The 24,892-nt window shown below is 62.1% G+C and carries 22 protein-coding genes; 13 read left to right on the top strand and 9 right to left on the bottom strand.

What is annotated here, in order from left to right:
• Positions 1–100: 100 nt before the first annotated feature.
• From LCM4573_RS04200 to LCM4573_RS04180, 5 genes are all read right to left on the bottom strand, one after another.
• A complete protein-coding gene (locus LCM4573_RS04200) occupies positions 101–1,255 on the bottom strand; it encodes a GNAT family N-acetyltransferase (protein ID WP_071004736.1) in 1,155 nt (384 codons plus the stop codon).
• The gene (locus tag LCM4573_RS04195) at positions 1,252–2,562 is read right to left on the bottom strand and encodes a lipopolysaccharide biosynthesis protein (RefSeq protein ID WP_071004733.1); all 1,311 of its coding nucleotides are present in this window, start codon (positions 2,560–2,562) and stop codon (positions 1,252–1,254) included. The genes LCM4573_RS04200 and LCM4573_RS04195 overlap by 4 nt, the downstream gene beginning before the upstream one ends.
• A 5-nt stretch (positions 2,563–2,567) precedes the next feature.
• Positions 2,568–4,535, bottom strand: a complete 1,968-nt coding sequence (asnB, locus tag LCM4573_RS04190; protein WP_071004731.1) for an asparagine synthase (glutamine-hydrolyzing) — start codon at positions 4,533–4,535, stop codon at positions 2,568–2,570.
• A 101-nt stretch (positions 4,536–4,636) separates the two neighbouring features.
• Positions 4,637–6,010: an FAD-containing oxidoreductase gene (locus LCM4573_RS04185; RefSeq protein ID WP_071004729.1), complete on the bottom strand. Its 1,374-nt coding sequence runs from the start codon at positions 6,008–6,010 to the stop codon at positions 4,637–4,639.
• Positions 6,007–6,483, bottom strand: coding sequence for a DUF4126 family protein (locus LCM4573_RS04180; protein WP_071004727.1), 477 nt, complete (start codon positions 6,481–6,483; stop codon positions 6,007–6,009). The genes LCM4573_RS04185 and LCM4573_RS04180 overlap by 4 nt, the downstream gene beginning before the upstream one ends.
• A 203-nt stretch (positions 6,484–6,686) precedes the next feature.
• Here LCM4573_RS04180 and LCM4573_RS04175 point away from each other — a divergent pair, with 203 nt between their 5' ends.
• The 5 genes from LCM4573_RS04175 (at position 6,687) to LCM4573_RS04155 (ending at position 13,318) form a co-directional block, all read left to right on the top strand.
• Positions 6,687–8,513: an ATP-binding protein gene (locus tag LCM4573_RS04175; protein ID WP_407071707.1), complete on the top strand. Its 1,827-nt coding sequence runs from the start codon at positions 6,687–6,689 to the stop codon at positions 8,511–8,513.
• Positions 8,510–9,883 (top strand): sigma-54 dependent transcriptional regulator, encoded by a 1,374-nt coding sequence (locus LCM4573_RS04170; RefSeq protein ID WP_071004724.1) that lies wholly within the window; start codon positions 8,510–8,512, stop codon positions 9,881–9,883. The genes LCM4573_RS04175 and LCM4573_RS04170 overlap by 4 nt, the downstream gene beginning before the upstream one ends.
• 261 nt (positions 9,884–10,144) lie before the next feature.
• Positions 10,145–11,128 (top strand): tripartite tricarboxylate transporter substrate-binding protein, encoded by a 984-nt coding sequence (locus LCM4573_RS04165; RefSeq protein WP_071004722.1) that lies wholly within the window; start codon positions 10,145–10,147, stop codon positions 11,126–11,128.
• Positions 11,129–11,341: 213 nt separating this feature from the next.
• Positions 11,342–11,803, top strand: coding sequence for a tripartite tricarboxylate transporter TctB family protein (locus LCM4573_RS04160; RefSeq protein ID WP_071004720.1), 462 nt, complete (start codon positions 11,342–11,344; stop codon positions 11,801–11,803).
• A gap of 9 nt (positions 11,804–11,812) precedes the next feature.
• A complete protein-coding gene (locus tag LCM4573_RS04155; RefSeq protein WP_071004718.1) occupies positions 11,813–13,318 on the top strand; it encodes a tripartite tricarboxylate transporter permease in 1,506 nt (501 codons plus the stop codon).
• Positions 13,319–13,355: 37 nt separating this feature from the next.
• Here the strand turns inward: LCM4573_RS04155 and LCM4573_RS04150 are convergent, their stop codons facing one another.
• Positions 13,356–14,402, bottom strand: a complete 1,047-nt coding sequence (locus tag LCM4573_RS04150) for a LacI family transcriptional regulator (protein ID WP_407071712.1) — start codon at positions 14,400–14,402, stop codon at positions 13,356–13,358.
• A gap of 273 nt (positions 14,403–14,675) precedes the next feature.
• On the opposite strand from LCM4573_RS04150, the gene LCM4573_RS04145 reads away from it, so the two are divergent.
• From LCM4573_RS04145 to LCM4573_RS04130, 4 genes are all read left to right on the top strand, one after another.
• Complete coding sequence (locus LCM4573_RS04145; protein WP_407071706.1) at positions 14,676–15,920, top strand: ABC transporter substrate-binding protein; 1,245 nt, start codon at positions 14,676–14,678, stop codon at positions 15,918–15,920.
• Between the two features lie 114 nt (positions 15,921–16,034).
• Positions 16,035–16,961, top strand: a complete 927-nt coding sequence (locus LCM4573_RS04140) for a carbohydrate ABC transporter permease (protein WP_071004713.1) — start codon at positions 16,035–16,037, stop codon at positions 16,959–16,961.
• The gene (locus LCM4573_RS04135; RefSeq protein WP_071004711.1) at positions 16,958–17,839 is read left to right on the top strand and encodes a carbohydrate ABC transporter permease; all 882 of its coding nucleotides are present in this window, start codon (positions 16,958–16,960) and stop codon (positions 17,837–17,839) included. Before LCM4573_RS04140 ends, LCM4573_RS04135 begins: the two co-directional genes overlap by 4 nt.
• 5 nt (positions 17,840–17,844) lie before the next feature.
• Positions 17,845–18,948 carry an ABC transporter ATP-binding protein gene (locus tag LCM4573_RS04130; RefSeq protein WP_071004709.1) on the top strand — a complete coding sequence of 368 codons (1,104 nt, stop codon included), beginning with the start codon at positions 17,845–17,847 and terminating at the stop codon, positions 18,946–18,948.
• A gap of 18 nt (positions 18,949–18,966) precedes the next feature.
• On the opposite strand, the gene LCM4573_RS04125 is transcribed toward LCM4573_RS04130, so the two are convergent.
• Positions 18,967–19,416 (bottom strand): DUF421 domain-containing protein, encoded by a 450-nt coding sequence (locus LCM4573_RS04125; RefSeq protein ID WP_071004707.1) that lies wholly within the window; start codon positions 19,414–19,416, stop codon positions 18,967–18,969.
• A gap of 9 nt (positions 19,417–19,425) precedes the next feature.
• Complete coding sequence (locus LCM4573_RS04120; protein WP_071004705.1) at positions 19,426–19,932, bottom strand: hypothetical protein; 507 nt, start codon at positions 19,930–19,932, stop codon at positions 19,426–19,428.
• A 170-nt stretch (positions 19,933–20,102) separates the two neighbouring features.
• Here LCM4573_RS04120 and LCM4573_RS04115 point away from each other — a divergent pair, with 170 nt between their 5' ends.
• The 4 genes from LCM4573_RS04115 to LCM4573_RS04100 all read left to right on the top strand — a co-directional run bounded on the left by LCM4573_RS04115 (position 20,103) and on the right by LCM4573_RS04100 (position 24,266).
• Positions 20,103–20,921 (top strand): BON domain-containing protein, encoded by an 819-nt coding sequence (locus tag LCM4573_RS04115; RefSeq protein ID WP_083347292.1) that lies wholly within the window; start codon positions 20,103–20,105, stop codon positions 20,919–20,921.
• A gap of 65 nt (positions 20,922–20,986) precedes the next feature.
• Positions 20,987–21,220 (top strand): hypothetical protein, encoded by a 234-nt coding sequence (locus LCM4573_RS04110; RefSeq protein WP_071004704.1) that lies wholly within the window; start codon positions 20,987–20,989, stop codon positions 21,218–21,220.
• A 266-nt stretch (positions 21,221–21,486) separates the two neighbouring features.
• Positions 21,487–23,181, top strand: a complete 1,695-nt coding sequence (locus tag LCM4573_RS04105; protein ID WP_071004703.1) for a sensor histidine kinase — start codon at positions 21,487–21,489, stop codon at positions 23,179–23,181.
• A gap of 68 nt (positions 23,182–23,249) precedes the next feature.
• Positions 23,250–24,266, top strand: coding sequence for a DNA topoisomerase IB (locus LCM4573_RS04100; RefSeq protein WP_071005175.1), 1,017 nt, complete (start codon positions 23,250–23,252; stop codon positions 24,264–24,266).
• A 60-nt stretch (positions 24,267–24,326) separates the two neighbouring features.
• On the opposite strand, the gene LCM4573_RS04095 is transcribed toward LCM4573_RS04100, so the two are convergent.
• Positions 24,327–24,887 carry a type 1 glutamine amidotransferase domain-containing protein gene (locus LCM4573_RS04095; protein WP_071004702.1) on the bottom strand — a complete coding sequence of 187 codons (561 nt, stop codon included), beginning with the start codon at positions 24,885–24,887 and terminating at the stop codon, positions 24,327–24,329.
• Positions 24,888–24,892 lie beyond the last annotated feature (5 nt).

Genomic DNA, 24,892 nt, shown 5'->3' with positions numbered 1-24,892 from the left:
ACCCGCACCGTTCCTGCACGGAGAGACCGTGGTTCACCAGGCATTCTCATGGACAACTAGATGGGCCGCATGAATATCGGGTTAATCCGATAGCTCTGATCTATCTGAAATCGGTCAACAACCGGCTCCAGCTTTCGGAAGCCAGGCCTCCAACGAAGATATCGTTGCGAATGGCTGCTTCGTTTACTTCGCGATGGCGCGTCAGCATGCAGAAATAGCCGCGATGCCTGAAACTCATCTGCCGCTGGCGCATCAGCGCGTTCATCAGGAAAGGTTGCGCCATGCCATGGGCGGCCGCGTAGCCGCTCGCATCGATATCGGCGAACATCTGGCCGACGACATCGAATTCGCGGCCTTCGAGGCACAGTATGTTGAGGACATGCGCCCATCCACCTTGCCGGCCGAAGAAGAGATAGCAGCCGACCGGTTCACCCTTCGCATCAGATATGGTGCGGCACTGGAGGCTGCCGAGCGTCCTGTTGAGGGCTGCAGTTTCCATCAGCCATGCCAGATCGTCGCGCGACCATGCCGGGCGGATGAAGAAGCGCTCCGTCATCCTCCGGGAATGCGCGAAGAATTCATCCGGACTTGACGCCTGTGAGACCAGTCCTCTCGGAATTGGCGGCGTGAAGGCCTTGAAGTAACGCCTTGCAAGGGAGTCGACTCCTCCGAGTATCGGCCCGAGGGGCAGATACCGGGATGAGGGGAGTTTCGACTGAAGCTCCCGTAAGCCTGCCTGGGAGGGCCGGAAGACCCGCTGCCATTCGAGGCTCTGGATGGGCAGCATCATGCCGCCGGCGGCCGCCCAATGATCGGCGCTTGCGGGCGAGGCATTATCGGAGAAGCAGAGTTCGGGCTGCGACAATCGTATCGCGCGGGTAAGCTGCGCCGCACCCACCAAACCCGACCGGCCGTCCGCCATGAAGGCACAGAGCAGCCGGGCGGCAATCCTCCGCCCGCCGATGTCRAAGGCCATTGGCATGGCGAGTAAGGCGCTATCGATCTGTCCCTTGCTGTTTTCGTGGACGATGCTCCCGAGTTCCGGCGCGTAGCCGGGAGGTTTCAGGAAGACCCGGTCGAGATAATCGAGCAGATCCCCGCCGGGCTCCTGGATCTTGTTGCGGAAGGCCTTGTTGAACAGCCGTCCGACCGACTGAAGATCACCCGCCTCCATGGCGCGCACGCTGCGGGGCTCTACATGGGGAGCGACGGAAACGTTGCCGGTCGTGGGCATCTTGTCGAGGCTCTGGTTCATTCGGCCGCTGCTCCCACCGCGACGAGGGTTTCCCGCTCTCCGTCCTGCCGAACGATCCGCAGGTAGACCACCCAGGCGACGATCGCCATGGCGGTCTCGATGACGTAATAGGAGACGAAAGTGCCGACCGGCGGAGCATACCACGTGGCCCATGCAGCAAGGATGGCGCCGAGCAGGCTTCCAATGCCGAGCACGGAGGCGCGCGCGCCCTGATGGCCGGATGCTCCCAATGCCTCGACGGCAATCGCCCAGCCGGAAACCGGGACGAGTACCCAGCAGAGGTCACGCACGAAGGTCACCAGCGAGGTATATTCGTGCCCGAACAGATACGGGAGGACCGGCGCGAGCACGAAGACTGCGGCGGCGGCGGCGATGCTGATCGCAAGGGCGATGGCAAAGATCTTCGTAACCCGCTCTCTGGCGTGATGAAGGCCGCCGACGCTCGCCCTTGCCGTTCCCGGATAGACGATCCGGTTCAGGGCATCGACGGAGAGATAGCTRCTTTCGATGATGCGGCGGGCCACGCTGTAGCTGGCGACGATCTCGGCGCTCGCCACGAGGCTCAGGACCAAGAGGTCGGCATTCTGGCGGGCGGCTTTCAGGATGAAGGGGATGCTGAAGAAGAGACCGAGCCGCAGTTCCTCCCGTACGATGCYGTATTTCGGGGTTCCCAGCCGGCGAACCGCAGCAATGCAGGCGAGGAAGAACAGCAGGTGGGCGGCGAATTGCCAGGCGATCCAGCCTTCCAGTGTCGACACGCCGAACACCAGGCACGCAAGAACCGCCGCCGCCGTCCGAACGAGAGCGAAGCCCACCACTACCTTGTTGGCGGCCGCGAAATCGGAAAAGGCGATGAAGACCTGTTCGCAAAACAGGATCGCCCGCACCAGAATGATGTTGGTGACAAGCATCACCGTTATCATCGCGGCATTGGCAACCGGATCTGGATCGACATCGAAGAAGAAGGGCAGGACGATCGCGCCGACCACGAGGAGCAGAAGACCGCTGATCGAGGTCAGGATGATGTTATGTCCCAGCATGGCCGGATACATGGCGTGGTCGCGGGCCACCCGCCTCACCAGGCATTCCGTCGCGCCGAGCCCGCACAAGTGCAGGGCGATATTGGAAACCGCCGTTATCGCCACGAAGAGGCTGAATTCGTGGACGCCAAGGGAACGGGCCAGGACGGCGAAGGTGACGAGCTGCGCAACCGAACTGATGATAAGGCTGGTGCCGGACGCCGCATAGGACATCACCATCGGGAGCATGGCGCGGTAGTTTTGGAGTTTGGACAGCTGGCCTGGCATCCGATCTACCCCCTGCCTTGCGCGGCCAGCGTGCGGGGTTCGGTCCGCTGCCTGGCTGCCGAAAAATTCCGCAGCCAGAGCTGGGTCGAGAGGATGCCGACGAAGGCGGCGTTGTCGCGGAAGCCGGAGACGGGCTGGGTGCTGCATTTCCGGTGAAGCTTCGAGACCGCGCGGGCGTTGAAGAGGCCGCCGCCTCCGATTGCCGCCTCCGACAGCATTTCCGCGACATAGCCTCGCTCGCTTCCGGCCGTGAAGGAGCGGCTGTCCGGAGCGCGATAGGGCTGCTTCGGACGGCGGCTGATGAGGTCGGGCAGAAGGTCCCGGGCGGCGCGGCGCAGGATATGCTTTTCCTCCAAGCCCTTGAGCTTCATGCCGGGCGGCAGGCGGCTTGCGAATTCCACGAGGCGGTGATCGAGGAAGGGAAAGCGGCCTTCGATACCGTGCGCCATGGCCATGCGGTCTCCCTGGCTGGAGAGGATATAGCCGGGCAGCAGGAAACGGCTTTCGAGATATTGCGCCTGGTGCAGCGGATGCCAGCGTCGGAAGGCTAAGGGGAGGCGTGAGGCGAGTTCTTCGGCCGCATCGTAACCGCCGAGCGTGGACCGCAGATCGTCCGAATAGAAGATCTTGGCCGCCGTCGTGCTGCGGAAGCGCGGGCGATGTGAAAAGAGCGGATCGTCCATTCGCTCGTCGCCGGCGCCGAAGAAGGCGGAGAGATATTCGGGAGATTGCTGTTTCAGCCCCGGAAGATAGGGATAGAGCTTGCGGAACAGGTGCGGCCGGATGGTTGAGCCTGGCTGGCGAGCACAAAAGCGGCGGACCCGTGCTTCCCGGAAGAGATCGTATCCGGCAAAAATCTCGTCGGCGCCTTCGCCCGTCAGTACCACTTTCATGCCCGCATCCCGAACGAGACCGGAGAGGCGATAGAGGGGCGCCGGTGCGGTGCGCAGGACCGGCCGCTCGGTGAAGCGGATCACGTCGGGGAAACTTTCGGCGATGTCGCCTGCAAGGCAGGGGACAGAGCGATGATTGGTGCCGAGCGCCTTCGCAACTTCCATCTGGAACCGGCTTTCGTCGTGTTCCTCGCTGTCGAATGTCACGGAGAAGGTGTTGAGGCCGGAGGGCGCCATGGGGGCTGCCAGCGCTGCAATGAGCGATGAATCGAGGCCGCCCGAGAGATAGGCCCCGACCGGCACGTCGGCGCGCATGCGCAGCCGCGTCGCATCCGTCAGCTGCGCGCGTAATTCCTCTTCCGTTTCGGCCCGATCGGCGCGCGTATCGACCTCGCCGGAATCAGGAAAATCGAGCGACCAATAGGTCCGGATATTCGTCCGCCCGTTCTCGATCGCGATATATCCACCCGGCTCCAGCTCGAAAATGTCCTTGAATGCCGTGCGTGGCGCAATGGGTGCCCAGAGGGTGAAAATCTGGTCGAGCGCAACGGGATCGAGCTCCGCCTCGATGCCCGGTGCTTCCAGAAGCGCCTTCACCTCGGAAGCGAAATAGAAGGTGCCGTCCCTCTCGGCATAGAAGAGGGGCCGCACGCCCATGCGGTCGCGGGCAAGCAGGATACGGCGCCTGCGCACGTCCCATATCGCGAAAGCGAAATCTCCATTGAGCCTGGCGAGGCATTCATCTCCATAAGTCGCATAGAGCTGCAGAAGGACCTCGGTATCGCTGCCGGTGCGGAAGCGGATGCCGCGCGTCTTCAGCTCCTCGCGCAGTTCCACATAGTTGAAGATTTCGCCGTTGAAGACGATCGTGATGTCGCCTTCGGGATTCGACATCGGCTGCTGGCCGTCGGCAAGTCCGACGATCGACAGGCGGACATGCGCCAGCCCTATGCCCGGCGCGGCGAACACGCCCTGGCCATCGGGGCCGCGATGGGCTATCTCCCGCGCCATGGAGGACAAAAGGACCTCCGGGCCGCCCGGAGCCGATATGTCACCGAAGTAGCCAGCAAAACCGCACATCTGTTTCCATCGTGAACAGGATCATCACTCCGTTCATAAGGGAAAAACCTTGCTCGGCCTGTTAAGAAGATTGTGAAAAGCGACATGCGGTAAACGCAAAGTTAAGCCGGTTGCATCTCCAGGATCACCGTCGGCCAGAGTTCCGAAACGGTGGGGTGAATCGGCACCGCCCAGCGTAGCGCGTCCACGGTCGCGCCCGCATTCATCATGTCCAGCACGCCGTGGATCGCTTCATCTCCGCCGGTGCCGAGAATGGCCGCTCCTAGGATTTTGCGGGTCTCTGCATCGGCGACGATCTTCATGAAGCCCTGCGTCTCGCCCTTTTCTATGGCTCGGCCTACACGGCTCATCGGCCGCTTGCCGACGAGAACCTTCCCGCCCACCTTGCGCGCCTCAGCCTCCGTCATGCCCACGCGTCCGAGCGGCGGGTCGATATAGAGGGCGTAACCGAGCAATCGATCGGAAACCTTGCGGTTTTCGCCATCCAGCAGGTTGGCTGCGATAATCTCAAAGTCATTGTAGGCCGTGTGGGTGAAGGCGCCGCGCCCGTTGCAATCGCCGAGCGCCCATATGCCTTCGATATTGGTCGAGAGATCGTCGCCGACTTTGATATAGCCCCGTGCATCGGTCTCGACGCCGGCATCCTGGAGGCCGAGATCGTCCGTGTTGGGGCGGCGGCCGACAGCAATCAGCACATCCGACCCGATGATTTCCGGCTCGCCTTCCGTGCAGTTCACCCCGACTGCGATGCCTTCCTCGTGCGGCCGGAAACGGATGCATTCGGCATTGGTGCGCACCTTGATACCTTCCGCTTCGAGAATGTCCCGGATCGCCTCCGAAACGTCTTCGTCCTCGCGTCCCACCAGCCTGGGACCCTTTTCAACGACGGTGACTTCGGCGCCGAAGCGCCGGTACATCTGCGCGAATTCCAGGCCGATATAGCTGCCGCCGACGATGACGAGATGCTTCGGCAATCGGTCCAGAAGGACGATCGAACTGTTGGTCAGATAGGGCACTTCGTCCACCCCTGGGAAATCGGGAATGGCGGCCCTTCCGCCGACATTCAGGAATATCTTCGGCGCGGTCAGGAGTTCATCGCCGACGCGGATCGTGTTGCGGCTTTCAAAACGGGCATGGCCGAGAATCAAGGTGCATTTGTCCATGTTCCRCAGCCAGCTTTCATTGTTGTTGCGGGCGTTCAGCGTGACCTGATGCGACCGCTGCATGGCCTTCTTCATGTCGACTGTGACCGGGCCTTCGAACACTACGCCGTAATCGTCGGCGCGGCGGGCGATGTGAGCGGCATAGGCGCTCGCAACCAGGGCCTTGGTGGGCATGCAGCCGGTGTTGACGCAGGTGCCACCGATATACTTGCGCTCGATGATCGCCACGGTCATGCCGGCCGCGGTGAGCCTGCCGGCGAGTGATGGACCGGCCTGGCCGGCGCCGATGATGATGGCGTCGAAGCTCTTCATGTCGCCACCGGCATCGGCAGGGCCGCAATGATGAGCCACGCGCCGATGATGGCTATGRCATCCTCGATGAAGGCGGCCGGCGGATCCTTGCCGAAGCTCGCGGCGAGCTTTGCACGCAGAGCCGCGCCGCCATAGGTGCCGATGATCGCCCCGACGATGCCTGCAACCAGTCCGGTTATCCAGGAACCAGCCGGCACGCCGATCGCAGCGCCGGCAACGGCGCCCATCAGAATGCGCGCGCCGAATTGCTGCGGAACCTTGCGGCTCGGTGTCGAGGGAAGCTGATCCGTGACGAGTTCGATGATGGCGAGAGCGGTAAGGATCACGACAGCCCAGATCGAGCTCATGAAGGAGAGCCAGGTCCCGGAAAGATCGAGCCAGCCGAGATAGGCGGCCCAGCTGATGGCCGCAGGCGCGGTCAGGGCACGGAGCCCGGCAATGACGCCGATGAGAAGTGCAAGCAAGTAGACCACAGACCCTCCTTGCCGCCTTCGCGCGGCGTTGTTCCCGTGTGATCCAATCATGATTTGGAATGGAGTCAAGCAGCGGGAGACAGTACCTTCGAGGACGCTTCACTCTTGACCATTGCCACCACCCGCAAGATTAGATGGAAATCCGTGGCCTGGAATTTAGAATGGGAGGCGTCGCGGAAAGCGGGAGAGGAGCCCGTCATCCCTTGAGACATCGCGTTCTCTCAGCCTTGATCGTGCTTGCCGGGCTCGGCGTGGCCGTGATCTTCCCCGGCAGGGACTTCGCCGCCCGCAGCTATATGAGCGAGGCTGCCGTCMAGGCAGGCACGACGTTACGCCTTGCGGTATCGGCCCTCGACGGCCATCTGAGACGCTACGAAGCGCTGCCTGCGCTGATTGCGGACCAGGGCAATATCGAAACCCTGATCGAAAATCCCGACGATGCCTATCTCAAAACGAGAACGAATGCTTATCTCAAGGAGATCAATGCGCTCCTGAAATCCTCCGACATCTATGTGATGACGATGGACGGCGAAACCATCGCCGCCAGCAATCATGACCAGCCCCTGAGCTTCGTCGGCGAGAATTTCAGCTATCGGCCCTATTTTCAGGATGCGGCGGCAGGCAGGMAGTCCCGCTTCTATGCGCTCGGCACGACCTCGTTGAAGCGCGGCTATTATTTCGGTTCCCCGATCGAGATAAACGGTGTCATCAGGGGCGTGATCGTCTTCAAGGTCGATATCGACATGATCGAAGATTCCTGGAGTGGCGGCGACAACAGGATCTTCGTCTCCGATCCCGAGGGGATCATCTTCATGACCGGCAGCCCCCAGTGGCTCTATTCGACTCTTCTGCCGCTGACGCCCGAACGGATTGCCCGTACGGAGGCTTCACGCCGTTATGCGGATGCCTATGTGCGCGAGCTTCCCGTCAGGCGCGGCACATTCGCCGGCCATCAGATCATGACGATCGCCGAGGACGGCGTGGAGAAGGAATATCTCGTCGTCTCCCAGCCAATGTCGGAGGCGGGTTGGACCGTCAACGTGTTGATGGACACCAATTCCGTGCATGCCCGCACGAAGACGGCGATCGCGGCCGTGCTGCTGACGCTTTGCCTGGCGGGGCTGGCGCTTGCGATCTTTCTCCAGCGCCGGGCTCGGCTCAACGAGCGCTTGCTTCTGCAGGCGGAGGCGCGCAACGAGCTCGAGCGGCGGGTCGCCGAACGCACGGCCGACCTTGCGCGCGTCAACAGCCGCATCGAGGAAGAGATCGCCGAACGCCGCCTGACGGAGCGGCGGCTGCGCCAGACCCAGGCCGATCTCATCCAGGCCGGCAAGCTCGCGGGTCTCGGCCAGATGTCGGCCGCCCTTTCCCATGAACTCAACCAGCCGCTCGCAGCCGCCAAGACCTATGCCGAAACCGCCAGCGTGCTGATCGAGCGGGGGCGCACGGCGGAGGCAAGCGACAATGTCCTACGCATCTCGGCGCTGATCGACCGTATGGCGTCGATCAGCAAGCACCTGCGCAATTTCGCCCGCAAGCCGAACGAAAAGTTGGGACCGGTGATCCTCGACGATGTCCTGCGCGATACGATGGAAATCGTCGCGACCCGGCTCAAGGCGGCGGACGCCGTTCTCGACCTGCAGCTCGATCCTTCTCTTCCGCCCGTCAAGGCAGGTTCGGTGCGCCTGCAGCAGGTGCTGGTCAATATCATCACCAATGCGGCGGATGCTGTGGAAGGGCTCGACGACCGGCGCATCACAGTTTCGGCCGAAAGGGTGAAGGACAGAATACTGGTCGCCGTGCGCGACCGTGGCGCGGGCGTGGCCGCGGCCATCCGCGAGCGCATCTTCGATCCCTTCTTCACCACCAAGGGCGTCGGCAAGGGGCTGGGTCTCGGCCTTTCGATTTCCTACAACATCGTCAAGGATTTCGGCGGCAGCCTCAGCGTTTCCGACCATCCGGAGGGGGGCGCGCTTTTTCTGATCGAACTCGAAGTCGCCGACAAGAACCTGCAGGAGGCGGCCGAGTGAGCGAGCAGAGGGTTTTGCTGGTCGATGACGAGGAGGAGCTGCGCCGTTCCACCGCCCAGGCGCTGGAACTGTTCGGGCTGACCGTCCAGACCTTTTCGACGGCCGACCATGTGCTGGAGCTGACCGGCTTCAGCTTCGATGGGGTCGTTGTCAGCGACATTCGCATGCCCGGTACCGACGGCATGACGCTTCTGCATCGGATCCGCGAACTCGACCCGGAAATACCGGTGATCCTCGTTACCGGGCACGGCGATGTGCAGCTTGCGGTCAAAGCCATGCGGGAAGGAGCCTATGATTTCCTCGAAAAGCCGTTCACTCCGCAGCATCTGGCAGGCATCATCCGCCGCGGGATGGACCGGCGCGGCCTGGTGCTCGAAAACCGGCGGCTGAGAGCCGTGGCCGGCAAGCGCGACGATCTCGAAGCGCGGCTTCCCGGCCGTACCCAGGTGATGGTGGACCTGCGCTACCGCATCCGGGCAATCGGCGCATCGGATGCCGATACGCTGATCATCGGCGAGACGGGCGCGGGCAAGGAAGTAGTGGCGCGGGCGCTGCACGACATCAGCTCGCGCGCGAACCGTCCCTTCATTGCCATCAATTGCGCTGCCCTGCCGGAAAATCTCATCGAAAGCGAGCTTTTCGGCCACGAGGCCGGCGCCTTTCCCGGCGCGCTCCGGCCGCGATATGGAAAATTCGAGCATGGACGTGGCGGGACGATCCTGCTCGACGAGATCGGCTCCATGCCTGTCGATCTCCAGGCGAAGTTCCTGCGGGTGCTGCAGGAGAGGGTGATCACGCGGCTCGGCTCGAACGAGACGGTGCCGCTCGACGTGCGTTTCATTGCGACCAGCAAGGTGGACCTGGAAGCCGAGGTCGCCGCCGGAAGGTTCCGCGCCGATCTCTTCTACCGCCTGAACGTCGCGACCATTCATGTGCCCTCCCTGGCACAGCGGCGGCCGGATATCCCGCTTCTCTTCCTGCAACTCCTGCGCGAGGCCGCCGCCCGCTACGGCCGGGAGGATGCGGACGTACCGCCGGAACTGATATCGAGCATCGCCCAGCGCGACTGGCCGGGCAATGTGCGGGAGCTTCGCAATGCCGCCGACCGGTTCGTCCTCGGCCTCGACAGCGCGCCGGGAGAGCCCGGCGGTCCATCCCGCCCGGATGCCGGCCGGTTGGCGGACAAGGTGGCCGCCTTCGAGCGCAACATCATCGCGGGCGCGATCGCAGCGCATGGCGGAGCGCTTCGTCCGGTCTACGAATCTCTCGGCATTTCCCGCAAGACGCTCTATGAGAAGATGCAGAAATACGGCCTCGACAAGAAGTTGCTGGGGCCTGAGCAGATGTTGCAGGAAGACCGGGATTCCTGAAACAACTCGGACCCGCAGGAGAGTTTATCCATGCTCCATATTGCCCGTTCTTACTTTTATGAAACTGGATGGGTGGAAATCCACCCATCCTTTGGAAGAGTTGTTCCCATTTCCACCCATGCTGTGAAAGCGCATGGGTGGAAAATACTGAGTTGCCCTCGGTAGCGATTGCGGCAAACTGCCATGGTGCGCAAATGAAGTTATCCAGGCCGGGCGCGGGAGGAAGCTGCGCCCGCTGGCTCTGACGCAGGAGGAAACACAATGAAAATGTTCAACGCCGTTCTCGGCGCAACCGCGTTCGCGGCTCTTTCGCTCTTCTCCGTTTCGGCGGGAGCGCAGGGTTATCCCGAGCGCTCGATCACCATGGTCGTGCCTTTCTCGGCTGGCGGTCCGACCGATACGGTGACGCGCCTCGTCGCCGAAGCCATGTCGAAGGACCTCGGCCAGCAGATCATCGTCGAAAACGTCGGCGGAGCCGGCGGCACGCTGGGTGCCGGCCGCGTAGCGCAGGCCGATCCGGATGGGTACACGCTGCTGCTGCATCACATCGGTATGGCGACCAGCGCAACCCTCTATCGCAAGCTGTCCTATGACACGCTGAACGCATTCGAATATGTCGGCCTCGTTACCGACGTGCCGATGACCATTGTCGCCCGCAAGGATCTCGAACCGACCGATTTCAAGGGGCTGATCGAGTATGCGAAGGCCAACAAAGATACGGTCACCGTGGCCAATGCCGGAATCGGCGCGGCCTCGCATCTGTGTGGCATGCTGTTCATGAGCGCCATCGAAACGCCGCTAGTCACCGTCCCCTACAAGGGTACCGGTCCGGCCATGACCGATCTGCTCGGCGGCCAAGTCGACATCATGTGCGACCAGACCACCAACACGACGAAGCAGATTCAGGGCGGCACGATCAAGGCCTATGCCGTGACCTCGCCGGAGCGCCTGGACATTCTCAAGGATATCCCGACCGTTGCCGAATCGGGGCTGCCCAATCTGCAGGTCGGCATCTGGCATGGCATCTATGCGCCGAAGGGCACGCCGGCAGAGATCACCGAGCGACTTTCCAAGTCGCTGCAGGTGGCGCTCAAGGACCCGAATGTCGCCGCGCGCTTCGCCGAACTCGGCACCGCGCCTTCGCCGGAAGCGGATGCGACGCCTGCTGCGCTGAAGGCTAAGCTGGAAGGTGAGATCGCCCGCTGGAAGCCGGTGATCGAAGCGGCCGGTCAATACGCAGACTGATCTACGGATGCAGCCGGTATCGGTTGTGTCGGATCGGCCTCCCTCTTCGGCGATAGTCGGGGAGGGGGACATGCGGACAGCCGCCTCGCAGGCAGGCAGCGGCGGCTGTCCCTTTCTCATTGAGGGGCGGAGGACCCGTGAGCGGATGGTTCACGACAGCCGGTTTGGGTTGGGAGCCCAGGTTGGCAGGTCTTTCAGTCTATGGGAGACACCATGAAATCCTTGCAATTTGACAGTACCAACCTGATCTGCGGACTGCTGTTCGTGGCGCTCGGTTTCTTCTTCGCCTTCCAGTCGCTTCAGCTCGAACTCGGCACGGCCTTCCGGATGGGCCCCGGCTATTTCCCGCTGCTCCTCTCGGGCGCGTTGGTTCTCTTCGGCCTCATCATTCTCGCCCAGTCGTTCAGGGCGGAGGGGGAGCCGATCGGGCCGATCGCCTGGCGCGGCATATTCTTCATTCTGCCGGCGCCGATCTTCTTCGGGCTTACCGTGCGCGGCCTCGGCTTCGTGCCGGCGCTGTTCGTGACGGCCTTCTTCGCATCCTTCGCCTCCAGCCGGATGAAGCCGCTGACGGCGCTCGTTCTTGCAGCGCTGCTGACGGTCTTCTCGGTGGCGGTATTCAGCTACGGCCTTGGCCTGCCTTTCCGGCGCTTCGGTCCGTGGCTCGGCTTCTAGGAGGGACGGATGGATCTTTTCAGCAATCTGGCGCTCGGATTTTCGACCGCATCCTCGGTTGAAAACCTGTTCTTCTGCCTCATCGGCGTAATTCTCGGGACACTCATCGGTGTTCTGCCCGGCATCGGCGCGACGGCGACCATCGCCATGCTGCTGCCGATCACCTTTCAGCTCGAGCCGGTCTCTTCGCTCATCATGCTGGCGGGCATTTATTACGGCGCCCAATACGGCGGTTCGACCACGGCGATCCTCATCAACATGCCGGGTGAATCCTCTTCCGCCGTAACCGCGATCGATGGTTACCAGATGGCGCGCAACGGCCGGGCAGGGGTAGCACTCTCCATCGCTGCGCTCGGCTCGTTCTTCGCGGGCACGGTGTCGACTTTCCTCGTGGCCATCTTCGCGCCGCCGCTGACCGAAATCGCATTGCAGTTCGGTGCGGCGGAATATTTCTCGCTGATGATCGTCGGCTTGGTCTCCTCGATCGCGCTTGCGCACGGCTCGGTTGTCAAGGCACTGGCCATGGTGGTGCTCGGGTTGCTTCTCGGCCTTGTCGGCACCGACATCTATACCGGCACGCCGCGCTTCAACCTCGGCATCCGCGAATATTCCGATGGCCTGAACTTCGTGGCGGTCGCGGTCGGGGTTTTCGGCGTCGCGGAAATCCTTCGCAATCTGGAAAGCGAGAAGACGCGCACGGTGCTGATGTCCAAGGTCAGCGGACTATTGCCGACCAGGGACGACTTCAAGCGCATGATCGCGCCGGTGCTGCGTGGCACGGTAATCGGTTCGGTGCTCGRCATCCTGCCGGGCGGAGGCGCGATCCTGGCCTCCTTCGCTTCTTACACCGTCGAGAAGAAGGTCTCCAAGCATCCGGAAGAGTTCGGCCGCGGCGCGGTCGCGGGCGTGGCGGGACCGGAGTCGGCCAACAATGCCGGGGCACAGACCTCCTTCATCCCGCTCCTGACCCTCGRCATTCCGGCCAATCCGGTGATGGCGCTGATGATCGGCGCGATGATCATCCAGGGCATCGTGCCGGGACCGAACGTCGCTTCCGAGCAGCCGGCGCTCTTCTGGGGCATCATCGCGTCGATGTGGATCGGCAACCTGATGCTGGTGGTTCTCAACCTGCCGCTGATCGGACTCTGGGTGAAGCTGYTGACGATCCCCTACTACGTACTTTTCCCGATCATCATGGCCTTCTGCTCGATCGGGGTCTACAGCGTCAACTCGAACGTCTACGACCTCTATTCGGTCGCCTTCTTCGGCCTCATCGGCTATGTGCTCACCAAGCTACGCTGCGAGCCAGCGCCGCTGCTGCTCGGCTTCGTGCTGGGGCCGTTGCTCGAGGAAAACCTGAGGCGAGCCATGATCCTGTCGCGCGGGGATGCCACCACTTTCATCACGCGTCCGATCAGCGCGGGCCTCCTCCTCATTGCTGCACTCGTTCTCGTCGTCGTCTTCATGCCGAGCGTGAAGGCCAAGCGCGAGGCCGTATTCCAGGAAGAGGATTGAGATCGATGGCCACGCGACAATCGCGCGGCCATTACGCTCAGAGCGTCTGTAGAGCCTGAAGTTCGCCGACCGGCACAGGTCCGGYGATCCTTTTCAGAAGAAGCCGTCCCATCAACAGGCCCGCCTCGGAGAGATCCTCGTAGATCGTCTCGACGCGTGGGCGTATTTCGTCGAAAAGGCCGGAAGTCTGCTTGGCGACCAACCGGATATCCCTGCCAAGCTCCAGCCCACGATCCTGGGAAGCGGCCATTACTGCAAGCGCCGAAACTTCGCCGCCGCAGACGTAACCGTCCGGCCGGTCAGGCTCTCCCAGCCTGCTGAAAATGCAGTCGCGAATCTCGTGCGACTTGCTGTCGAGCGTGACGCCCTTGGCGATCTCGAAGGCCACGCCCTCTTCGCGCACGGCGGTCATGAAGCCGTGCCGCATGTGATGGGCGAAGGTGAAGCGCTCCGGCGGCAGGATGATCGCGAGCTTCCGGCTACCGGCGGCAATCAGCCTTCGCGCTGCCTCATAGGCGAAGCCGTAATTGTCGTAATCCACGTAAGGATGAGGCGTCGCGAGTTCCGTCCTACCGTGACAGATGAAGGGGAAGTCGTTCTCCACCAGCAGCTTGACGCGGTCGTCCGCAGGCTCGGTGCGGCTGAATATGATGCCGTCCGCCATGCGGTTGCGCATGATGTGGCGCACGGGCTCGACCTGCGGCAGGTCGGAGAAGTGCGGGGTGATGACCAGATGATAGGGCGTGCCGCGAAGCGCCGCTGTTATCCCGCTGATCATCGAGGTCGCATAGCCGAGGATTTCCTCGTGCGGATCGAGAACCAGGCTGATGACATTGGTACGGCCGGTTCTGAGGCGCTGGGCAGCGCGATCCGGTAGGTAGCCGATGTCTTCAGCCACCTGCCGCACCCTCAGTCGCGTTTCCAGCGCGATCTGGGGCGCTCCGGCAAGCGCGCGCGAGACCGTCGTCACGGCAAGGCCGGTCAGTTCGGCAACGGTTTTCRGTGTCGGTTTCTCATCGCGTCCCATCCTTTCGGGGGTGCGGTCGGGCTTCGCCCGCCGTCCCTTGTGGGCCGGGTCCTCCAGCGGCATTCGTCTTCCTCCACCTCACCCCATAAAACGCGGGGTGAGCGCCTCCTAAAACGTTACAGATTCCCGCAAACACACCGGGAGTTTTTCTCGATACCCGAGTAAAAATTGGTAGATACCAATTTCCCTAATTTTTTCATTGGCTTGCCGCTTCGGTCAAGTGCTTAAAAAATCCTGAAGCCGGGTTGACTCGCGAGGCATTTATATCGTTATAACTCGATATCCGGAGAGGAGCCCGGATGCAAAGGGAGATTCTCAATGAATATTCGAATGATCAGCAAACTTGCTGCCGGCGCGGCGGTCATCGCGCTTACGGCCGGTGCCGTGCAGGCGCAGGAAGAGGTGGAAGTCCTGCACTGGTGGACCTCGGGCGGTGAGGCTGCGGCGCTCAACGTGCTCAAGGAAAACCTGCAGAAAGAAGGCGTTGCCTGGAAGGATATGCCGGTTGCCGGCGGCTCGGGTGTCCAGGCCATGACCGCGCTTCGCGCACGTGTCACTTCCGGTGATCCGCCGACAGCCGTGCAGATGCTCGGCTTCGACATCAAGGATTGGGCCGAAATGGGCGTCGTCGGCAATCTCGACGATCTGGCCACGGAGCAGGGTTGGGACAAGGTCATCCCGGCGGCTCTCCAGGAGTTCTCCAAGTATGATGGCCACTGGATCGCCGCTCCGGTGAACGTCCACTCGACCAACTGGCTGTGGCTCAACAAGGCTGCGCTCGACAAGGCCGGCGGCAAGGCACCAGAGAACATCGACGAGCTCATCGCGCTGCTCGACAAGTTCAAAGAGCAGGGCATTACCCCGCTTGCCCATGGCGGCCAGCCCTGGCAGGACGGCACGCTTTGGGAATCCGTCGTGCTCTCGACCGGCGGCATGGATTTCTACAAGAAGGCTGTCATCGAACTCGATCCGGAAGCGCTTTCCGGCGATACGATGCGCAAGGTGTTCGACACAATGTCGAAGCTGCGCACCTATTTCGACCCGAACTTCTCCGGCCGCGACTGGAACCTCTCGACGGCGCTCGTCATCGAGGGCAAGGCCGGCGCCCAGCAAATGGGCGACTGGTCGAAGGGTGAGTGGCTGCGCGCCGAGAAGAAGCCTGGCACCGACTTCGTCTGCATCCGCTTCCCCGGCACTCAGGGCTCGGTGCTCTTCAACTCCGACCAGTTCGTCATGTTCGATGTCGGTGAAGACAAGCGCGACGCCCAGCTCAAGATGGCTTCGGCCGTCGAGGACCCGGCCTTCCAGATCGCCTTCAACACCGTGAAGGGTTCCGTTCCGGCCCGTACAGACGTTCCGGATACCGAGTTCGATGATTGCGGCAAGAAGGGCATGAAGGACCTTGCCGAAGCTGCCTCCGGTGGCACCCTGGCCGGCTCGCTGGCCCATGGCCATGCCCAGCCGTCCGCCGTCAAGGAAGCCGTTTTCGATGTCGTGACGCAGCACCTCAACGGCCAGCTCTCGACTGACGACGCTCTCAAGCGTCTGCCGGAAGCCGTCGCCGCGGCGCAGTGATCGCGTCCCCTACGGTATATCCGTCATTAGAGGTGGCCGGGAATATTCCCGGCCACTTCGCAAGTCCTGCTTGCCTAGCCACTCTCTCCATCTGGTCCCAGGCCGGAGGTCATCATGACGACAATTGAACCCGTTCCCGTCGTGGAGCAGCGCCGTTCGGGGCCGTCCTTCGCGGACAGATTGCGCGGAACGCTTCCGAAGATCGTGCTCGCGCCCTCTTTCGCGATCATCCTCGTTTTCGTCTACGGCTTCATTCTATGGACCGTTTATCTGTCCTTTACCCGTTCGCGCATCCTGCCGGTCTATGATCTCGTCGGGCTCGATGCCTATTACCGCCTGTGGTCGCAGCCGAACTGGTACATGGCGATGAAGAACCTCGCCATCTTCGGCGTGCTCTATATCGGGCTGTGCATCGCGATCGGCCTCTTCATCGCGATCCTGATGGACCAGCGCATCCGCGCCGAAGGGGTGCTGAGGCCGATCTTCCTCTATCCGATGGCGCTTTCCTTCGTGGTGACCGGCACGGCCTGGAAGTGGTTTCTCAATCCCGGCCTCGGCCTTGAAAAGACCGTGCACAATCTTGGCTGGGAAAGCTTCAAGTTCGACTGGCTCGTCAATACCGACATGGCGATCTATACGGTCGTGATCGCCGGCGTCTGGCAAGCGTCCGGCTTCGTCATGGCGATRTTCCTGGCGGGACTTCGCGGCATAGATGGAGAAATCATCAAGGCGGCGCAGATCGACGGCGCGCCGACGGTCTCCATTTACCGCCGCATCATCATTCCCCTGCTGCGTCCGGTATTCCTCTCGGCCTTCATCGTGCTGGCGCATATGGCGATCAAGTCCTACGACCTCGTCATCGCGCTGACCGGCGGCGGCCCCGGCAACGCCACGGAACTGCCCTCCACCTTCATGTATTCCTACACCTTCACACGCAGCCAGATGGCCGTAGGTTCGGCAAGCGCTGTGATGATGCTGATGGGCATCACCGCGATCATCGTCCCCTATCTCTATTCCGAGCTTCGGGAGAAGCACCAATGAGCGCCGCCCAGGAAACCGTCAGCGCCGGCTCGGCCCGCACGGCGCGCTATGTCATCTATGCGTGCCTCATCCTTTTGGCGCTGCTTTACCTGTTGCCGCTCTACGTGATGATCACGACCTCGCTGAAGTCGCTCGACGAGATCCGCGCCGGCGACATGCTCGCGCTGCCGCGCGATCCCTCGACTGCTGCATGGGTGAAGGCTTGGGGCGAAGCCTGCATCGGCGTCACCTGCGGCGGTATCAAGGGCTATTTCTGGAACTCAATCCGCATGGTCGTGCCGGCCGTTGCCATCTCCACGCTGCTTGGCGCGCTGAACGGCTACGTGCTGACCAAATGGCGCTTCCCCGGCCATAAGATCGTCTTCGGCATGATGCTGTTTGCCTGCTTCATTCCATTCCAGGCGGTTCTGATCCCGATGGCGCGCGTTCTCGGCACTTTCGGGCTTGCTAACTCGACCACGGGACTGGTGTTCGTCCACGTCGTCTACGGCCTCGGTTTCACCACGCTGTTCTTCCGAAACTATTACGAAGCCTTCCCCGACGAGTTGGTGAAGGCCGCGATGATCGACGGCGCAGGTTTCTTCCGGATTTTCTGGCGTATCCTGCTGCCGAGCTCCGGGCCGATTATCGTCGTGACCATCATCTACCAGTTCACCAATATCTGGAACGACTTCCTGTTCGGCGTGTCCTTCTCTTCCGGCGCGGCGTCGCCGATGACGGTGGCGCTCAACAACCTCGTTTCCTCCTCCACCGGCGTCAAGGAATACAATGTCGATATGGCCGCCGCTGTCTTCGCCGCGCTGCCGACGCTGTTCGTCTATGTCGTCGCCGGACGCTATTTCGTGCGCGGCCTGATGGCCGGCGCAGTCAAGGGATAAGGCATATGAGCTTTCTTCAAATCAAGAACCTGCGCAAGAAGATCGGCAATGCCGAGGTTCTGAAAGGGATCGATATCGAGCTGGAAAAGGGCGGCTTTCTGGTGCTGGTCGGCCCTTCGGGCTGCGGCAAGTCGACCCTGCTCAACGCGATTGCCGGCCTTCTGCCGCTGACCTCCGGTGACATCGTCATCGACGGGCATGTGGTGAACGACCTGCATCCGTCGAAGCGCGACATCGCCATGGTTTTCCAGTCCTATGCGCTCTATCCGAACATGACGGTGGAGGAGAATATCGCCTTCGCGCTCGAAATGCGCGGTGTCGACAAGGGTGCCCGCGCGGAAGCCGTGAAATCGGTCGCCAAGACGCTGCAGATCGAGCACCTGCTCACGCGCCGGCCGAGCCAGCTTTMCGGTGGTCAGCGCCAACGTGTTGCGATGGGTCGGGCGCTGGTGCGTCAGCCGCGCGTCTTTTTGTTCGACGAGCCGCTCTCCAACCTCGACGCCAAGCTGCGCGTCGAGGTGCGCGCCGAGATCAAGGCGCTCCACCAGAACACCAACGCCACGATCGTCTACGTGACGCATGACCAGATCGAAGCGATGACGCTCGCCACCAAGATCGTCGTGCTGAAGGAAGGCACCGTGCAACAGGTCGGCACGCCGGCGGAAATCTACAACCATCCCGCCAATCTCTTCGTGGCGGATTTCATGGGCTCTCCCGCGATGAACATGCTGAAGGGCAAGGTCGTTTCCAGCGACGGCGCTTCCCGCATCGTGCTCTTCGGCAACGACATCACCATCGCCATGCCGCCTTCGGTCTCCGCCGCGTTGCCTGAGGGCAAGGAAGTCATCGTCGGCCTGCGGCCGGAAGCGATCAGCGATGCCGGACTTGCCGACCCGCAGGCGCGTTCGATCGCCCATATCGATGCCGATGTCACGATGGTGGAGCCGACCGGATCCGATACGTTCGTGACCGGCAGGCTGCACGGAACGAACTTCACCGCCCGCACCCGCGCCGACGTGCATATTGCGCCGGGACAGAAATTTCCCTTCGCCTTCAATCTCGACAAGGCGGTCGTCTTCGATCCCGAGAGCGGCGCGCGCATCGACTGAGATCGGGCGAGTGGAACATCAGCCTTCCTTGAAGGGAATGATGCTGATGCGGCCGCTCGCCTCCAGTATCGCGAAGCGTATCTCCGATTGCTTGGGGATGCCCTGGCTCTGGCGTGCCGCTTCCATGATGTCGGTCATTTCGATGCGGCTTCGCTGCAGTGCTCGCTCATCCACCTGACCTTCCACGATCAGCATGGTCGGCACGCCGTCGATTGCCTTGCCGACGGTGGGCCACCACCGCTTGACATAGGAGAGGAGAATATCGCTCGCCACGAGCGTGACGATCAGGATCACCGCGTTGGCGATCGAATGGTCCTCTCCAACCATCGCCTGCTGCGTCGTTTCGGAGATCATCAAGGTCAGGACCAGATCGAACGGCGTCATCTGCGACAGCGTTCGTCGGCCGGAAAGCCGGATGATCAGAAGCAGGACGAGATACATCGTGACGCCGCGGATAACGGATTCCATGGTTTCACCTCATGGTAGGACGATCAGAGTAAATTGCGCGGTCTGGCCCGGCGTGCCGGCATTGAAGCGGAAGATCCCCGCTGAATGCGTCTTCAGGAAAACCCGCACCCGCAAGGGTGCGCCTTCGCCGGGCGGAAACCGGAAGATACGGTTTTCCCCTTCGATCCGGACAGCTTCTGGTGCGGGCTGGATGGCTTCGATCTGGAAGGCATCTAGGAAGCCCGCGGAAAGGACGAGGCTGCGTTCGCCAGCCCCGTCGAAGACAGCCGTCAACTCGGTCGGGGCATCGGAACGGGTGATCGCCGGCATCTTCATCTGAGCGGCGCCATACCGGCCTTCCCGCTGCGCCGCCCAACCGCCGCCGCCAGCGAGACCCAGCAGCGCGGCGATTACCAGAAGCGCAAAGCCGATCCAGGCCACCCGCTCCGTGGTCCAGGTCTTCTCCTGAAAGGCGCGCTCATCCTTGACTGCGGTCAGTTCTCCATCGGGCAGAACCCGCCTGGTTCGGTCGGTCATGGCTTTGTCTCGCGAAAACGTGCCTGGAACAAATCCATTCCGTAGGGAAATTCCCGAACCGGCTTTGTTGTTCCTCCCGCGGCACGCGTGCCGGAACAATCCCATGCCGCAGCGGTTCGGTTGGTATTCTGTGATCGATGGAACGAAGCCGAAAATCGAGGAGACAGGCAATGGCGAACGGAACCTATTCCCGCTCGGGCGGATACAGAAACGACCGTACGCGGGACGAGCGGGACCCCTCCCGCGAAACAGGCGATTATCGTCCGGGCGACACCGGATACGTCCGGGGATTCGGCGATTACCAGCGCAGCGAGGAGAGTGATCCGGGGCGGCGCGCTTTCGGTCGGAGCGAAGAGGACCGCTCGCGGTACGGCCGCGGCGGGCAGTGGGCTGCGGACGATTTCGGCTATGACAGCGGCTACGGCGACAATGACCAGTCGCGTGTCTGGGCCCGCGAATCCTATCGCGCGCGCCCATCAACCCTGCACTACGAACCCGGCCGCGATCGCTTCGGTCAGTCTTACGGCGATCGTTACGGCCGTGGAGCGGATTACGGCTACGGTCCGGAGCGCTACGGCTCTGACGAACGCCCGGGCTACCGCGGCGAGCGAGATTACGGCCGCAAGCGCGGCTTCATGGAACGAGCGGGCGACGAGGTCGCTTCCTGGTTCGGCGACGAGGATGCCGAGCAGCGCCGCGCGATGGACGAGCACCGAGGCAAGGGGCCGCGCGGTTACAGGCGCTCGGACGCGCGCATCGAGGAGGATGTCAACGACCGCCTCAGCGATGATCCACTTCTCGATGCTTCGAACATTTCCGTGACGGTGAAGGAGGGCGAGGTCACCCTCGATGGTTTCGTATCCAGCCGCTGGGACAAGCGACGTGCCGAGGACCTCACCGACGATGTTTCCGGAGTTCGGCACGTGCAGAATAATCTGCGGCTGAACAACACCTCCACCGACGTTGTGAGTGGTTCAACCACCGTCTGAGGTGCGGGGTCACGGGCCAAAGAGAGGGCGCCGTCCCGGGCGCCTATGCGAAATGGAGCGGTTTGATGACGAAATCCGGCAAGGACGGCAAGGCGGATACCATTCGGCGTGACGCTGAAGGACAATTCGGAAGAATCAGGGAAGGTGCCAAAGCCAGCGGTGTGGCGAGTGCAAAACCGACAAAGATCACCGGGTCGGAAGATGCGACAGCGCATAAGATTCCTCCCGGACAAAAGCCGCCAAAAAGCGAATGGGACCCCAATTTCGACGTGGGCGAACGGCACAAGCACACTTCCTGACGGGTCACGATATCGCCCATCTGCTCAATCGATGAGTCTCCTTCAGCCACCCTGCATCGATGATTGCAGGGTGGCTGCCGCCCATCTGCAGCCGGTCTTCCTTTGATGAAGAAGAAGGACGCGGCCGGCAATCAATCCTTGGCCCTGCCAACAAAAGCGGATAGAAAAGTATTCGTTGCTATATTAGCAAAGGGCGGGATACGAAATGAAAATGCGTGCGGGAGCTTGTTGCCCCTGCAGTGTGCCGCGTATGGCAAGGGCGCGAAATGATTAGGATTTCGCGTCTTTTTCCAACCGCGTCCATCGGTGTCTACCTGGTCGCGCTCGCGGCGGTGGTCGCCGTGCCGCTGCTTGTGTTCGTCGCGTTCCTAATGATGGAGCTGGAAGCGAACGAACGCGAGATTCTTTCCAATGAAACGGCGGAGGATGCCCAGCTCGTGGCGCGTGCGATCGATCGCGAGCTGCAGGACATGTCGACGACGCTTCGCATCCTGGCCACGTCGCCGGAACTCGAAAACGGCGACCTGCGCTCCTTTCACAACCGAACCCAGAACAGCCTGCGTTCCAATTCGGTCTATGTCATCCTGGTCGACCGCGACGGGCAGCAGCGCCTGAACACGCGGGTGCCGTTCGRCACGCCTCTCGGCAGGGTTGCCAATGTGGGCTCGCTGGAATCGGCGCTCAAATCGCGGGTGACCGAGGTTTCCAACGTCTTCTTCGGAGCGACGAGCGGCCGCTTCGTCTTCAACATCACGCTGCCGTTGCCGCAGTCTCTTTCGCATGTGGGCGCCGCCCTCATCATGACGCAGAATGTCGATGATCTCCAAAGGCTGGTATCGACCGAAGGGTTGGCGAAGGACTGGTCGGTGGCGGTGGTGGACGGCACCGGCAAGGTCGTGACGTCCAGCGGCGAGAAGAGCCCCGCTTTCGGCAGCACGTTTCCGGAAGAAACCCTGCGGCTGATGAGCGGCTTCAGCGGCACGATCGAAGATGTCGACGGAACTCCGCGGCAGATGTACGGCTATGCCCAGGTTACGGGATGGTCGTGGAAGGCGGTCGTCTGGGGGCCGATCGAATCGGCACAGGCGAGCATTCTTTCGACGATGCGGCAGCTGGTCGGGGGAAGCCTGCTGTTTCTTGCTGTCGGCATGCTGTTCGCCTGGCTCGTTGCGCGTCAGCTTCGTATTCCGATCCGCCAGATCGCCGAAATGGCGAAAAGAATCGGCAAAGGCGAGATCGTCTCGCCGGTTGAGACGAAGATCACCGAAGCGAACCAGATCGCCATCGCCCTTTCCAATGCATCCTTCGACCGGAGCCAGGCCGAGGACCGCATACATCTCATTCTCCATGAGCTCGTTCATCGCACGAAGAACATCCTGACGCTCGTCCAGGCGATGATGCGGCAGCTCGCCCGGCAAGACACGACGATGGAGGAGTTCCAGAAGGCGATCGGCAACCGCCTCCAGGGACTCGGCAAGTCGATCGAAGCCTTGGCGCGGGAGCAATGGGCCGGCGTGTCGATACGTCGCGTGGTGGAAATCCAACTAGGCACTTTCGCGGAAGCCTTCGAGCGGGTTGAAATGCGCGGCGAGGATTTCACGCTGAAGGCCGAGGCTGTGCAGAACCTTGGGCTCGTCCTGCACGAGCTCGCCACGAATTCCGTCAAATACGGCGCTCTCTCCGTGCCCCAGGGTAAAGTTCGCCTCACCTGGGAAAACTTTGAGGTCGAAGACGAAACGAAGCTTCGTATCCGATGGGAGGAGCTGGACGGTCCGCCTGCCAAGGAGCCTTCCCGGACAGGCTTCGGCACGACCATCGTTCAGAGGCACGCCTCGGCCGCGTTCAGCGGAACCGTGGAGATGGAGTTCCTAGACGAGGGGCTGCGCTGGACACTGACGGCGCCCCGTGCTGCCTTCGAGCGGGATTCCTCCGAAAGTCTCAAGGATCTCGCGTTCAATTGAGGTACGGAGGAACTTCGTTTCCTGGCTGCCGTTAAGCGGCCATGGACGCACTTCCGAAGACCATCGATATCGATGCCGCCTCCCTAAAATCCATCGGGCTTGTCTATGTCAGCGATACGGAGCCGGGCATTCGCCGGCTCCGGCGGGGGCGAGGCTTCTGCTATCGCCTGCCGGATGGAGAGCTTCTGACCGATCCGGACGAGCGGGCAAGGATCGACGCGCTTGGGCTACCGCCGGCCTACGAGAATGTCTGGATATGCCTGGATGCGAATGGCCACCTGCAGGCAACCGGCTACGATTCCCGAGGGCGGAAGCAGTATCGCTACCATCCCGACTGGCAGAATTTCCGCAGCGAGCAGAAATTCGATCAGCTGATCCAGTTTGCCGAAGCCTTGCCGCGCATCCGCCGGCGCGCGGCCCGCGATCTCGCTCGGGGTCTGGACAAGTCGGATGCGGTGATCGCCGCGCTCGTCGCGTTGATGGATGTCACGCACTTGCGGGTAGGCAGCCGGGCCTATGCGCGTGAGAACCGCACCTATGGTGCCACCACGCTTCTCAAGCGGCATATGACCGTTTCCGACGATGCAGTGCTGCTGCGTTTCACGGCCAAGGGGGGCAAGCGGGTCCGCCATACGCTTCGAAATCCGCGGCTCCAACGCATTTTCGAGGAGATTGCCGATCTGCCGGGGCGTCAGCTGTTCTCATGGCCGGATGAGAGCGGTGTGCCTCATCCTGTCGATTCCGGCAGGCTGAACGCCTATCTCGCGAAGGCGGCCGGCTTTGCCGTATCGGCCAAGACATTCCGCACCTGGGGCGGAAGCCTCGCGGCGTTCCGCGCCGCCTGGGACACCGTGAAGGAGGAGCAGAAGCGGCCGAAGATCAAGGTCTTGTGCAAGGCGGCGGCGGATGTGCTCCACAATACCCCGGCGGTCTGCCGCTCCAGCTACATCCATCCCTCCATCCTCTCGCTTTCTGAGGACATCTCGCCTCTGGAGGAGCTTCTGGAGGAGGAGACCGCTGGCCCGAAGGGCCTCCGAGTGGACGAGCGCCGGTTGCTTGCCTTCCTGCGTGCTACCTCGGAATAGAAACCGCCCGCGATTACTCGCGGGCGGTTGTCGCCGAGCTATGAGAGCGTAGCGTGGCGGTCACGCTGCCCGGCGATTATGGCGGCCTTCCTGCACTTCCTCGACGATTTTCGCGACGAAGGCCGGCAGGTCCTTCGGCGAGCGGGAGGTGATGATGCCGTTATCGGTGACCACTTCCTTGTCCTCCCATGCGGCACCTGCATTGCGGACATCCGTACGGATCGAATGATAGGAAGTGGCCTTGCGCCCACGCAGCGCGTCCGCTTCTACAAGCAGCCAGGGCGCATGGCAGATGGCAGCCACCGGCTTGCCGCTGCTTACGAAATCGCGCACCACGCGCATCGCGTTATCGTCGGTGCGCAGAATATCCGGATTGATCTGTCCACCCGGAAGAACGAGCGCGTCAAATTCCTCCGTTTTGACGTCGGCGGCGGCGAGATCGACGGGTACGGAGTCGCCCCAATCCTTCTGGTCCCAGCTCTTGATTTCGCCGGTCTTGATCGAGGCGATCTTCACCTTGGCGCCGCGTTTTCGCAGTTCCTCCAGCGGCACGCGCAATTCAGAGCGCTCGTAGCCGTCGGCTGCAAGGATGAGAATGGTTGCGGACCCGATGTCAGCCATCGCGA

Origin of the sequence: Rhizobium sp. LCM 4573 (assembly GCF_001854865.1) — a bacterium.
Classification (GTDB): Bacteria; Pseudomonadota; Alphaproteobacteria; order Rhizobiales; family Rhizobiaceae; genus Neorhizobium.
Note: the sequence above shows the minus strand (reverse complement) of the source record. Positions and strands in the feature narration are given on the sequence as shown.

Bases quoted from the DNA above. Each gene is read 5' to 3' on its own strand.
- asnB (WP_071004731.1), bottom strand. From the start codon at position 4,535: ATGTGCGGTTTTGCTGGCTACTTCGGTGACATATCGGCTCCGGGCGGC.
- LCM4573_RS04165 (WP_071004722.1), top strand. From the start codon at position 10,145: ATGAAAATGTTCAACGCCGTTCTCGGCGCAACCGCGTTCGCGGCTCTT.
- LCM4573_RS04160 (WP_071004720.1), top strand. From the start codon at position 11,342: ATGAAATCCTTGCAATTTGACAGTACCAACCTGATCTGCGGACTGCTG.
- LCM4573_RS04145 (WP_407071706.1), top strand. From the start codon at position 14,676: ATGATCAGCAAACTTGCTGCCGGCGCGGCGGTCATCGCGCTTACGGCC.
- LCM4573_RS04135 (WP_071004711.1), top strand. From the start codon at position 16,958: ATGAGCGCCGCCCAGGAAACCGTCAGCGCCGGCTCGGCCCGCACGGCG.
- LCM4573_RS04125 (WP_071004707.1), bottom strand. From the start codon at position 19,416: ATGGAATCCGTTATCCGCGGCGTCACGATGTATCTCGTCCTGCTTCTG.
- LCM4573_RS04120 (WP_071004705.1), bottom strand. From the start codon at position 19,932: ATGACCGACCGAACCAGGCGGGTTCTGCCCGATGGAGAACTGACCGCA.
- LCM4573_RS04115 (WP_083347292.1), top strand. From the start codon at position 20,103: ATGGCGAACGGAACCTATTCCCGCTCGGGCGGATACAGAAACGACCGT.
- LCM4573_RS04110 (WP_071004704.1), top strand. From the start codon at position 20,987: ATGACGAAATCCGGCAAGGACGGCAAGGCGGATACCATTCGGCGTGAC.
- LCM4573_RS04095 (WP_071004702.1), bottom strand. From the start codon at position 24,887: ATGGCTGACATCGGGTCCGCAACCATTCTCATCCTTGCAGCCGACGGC.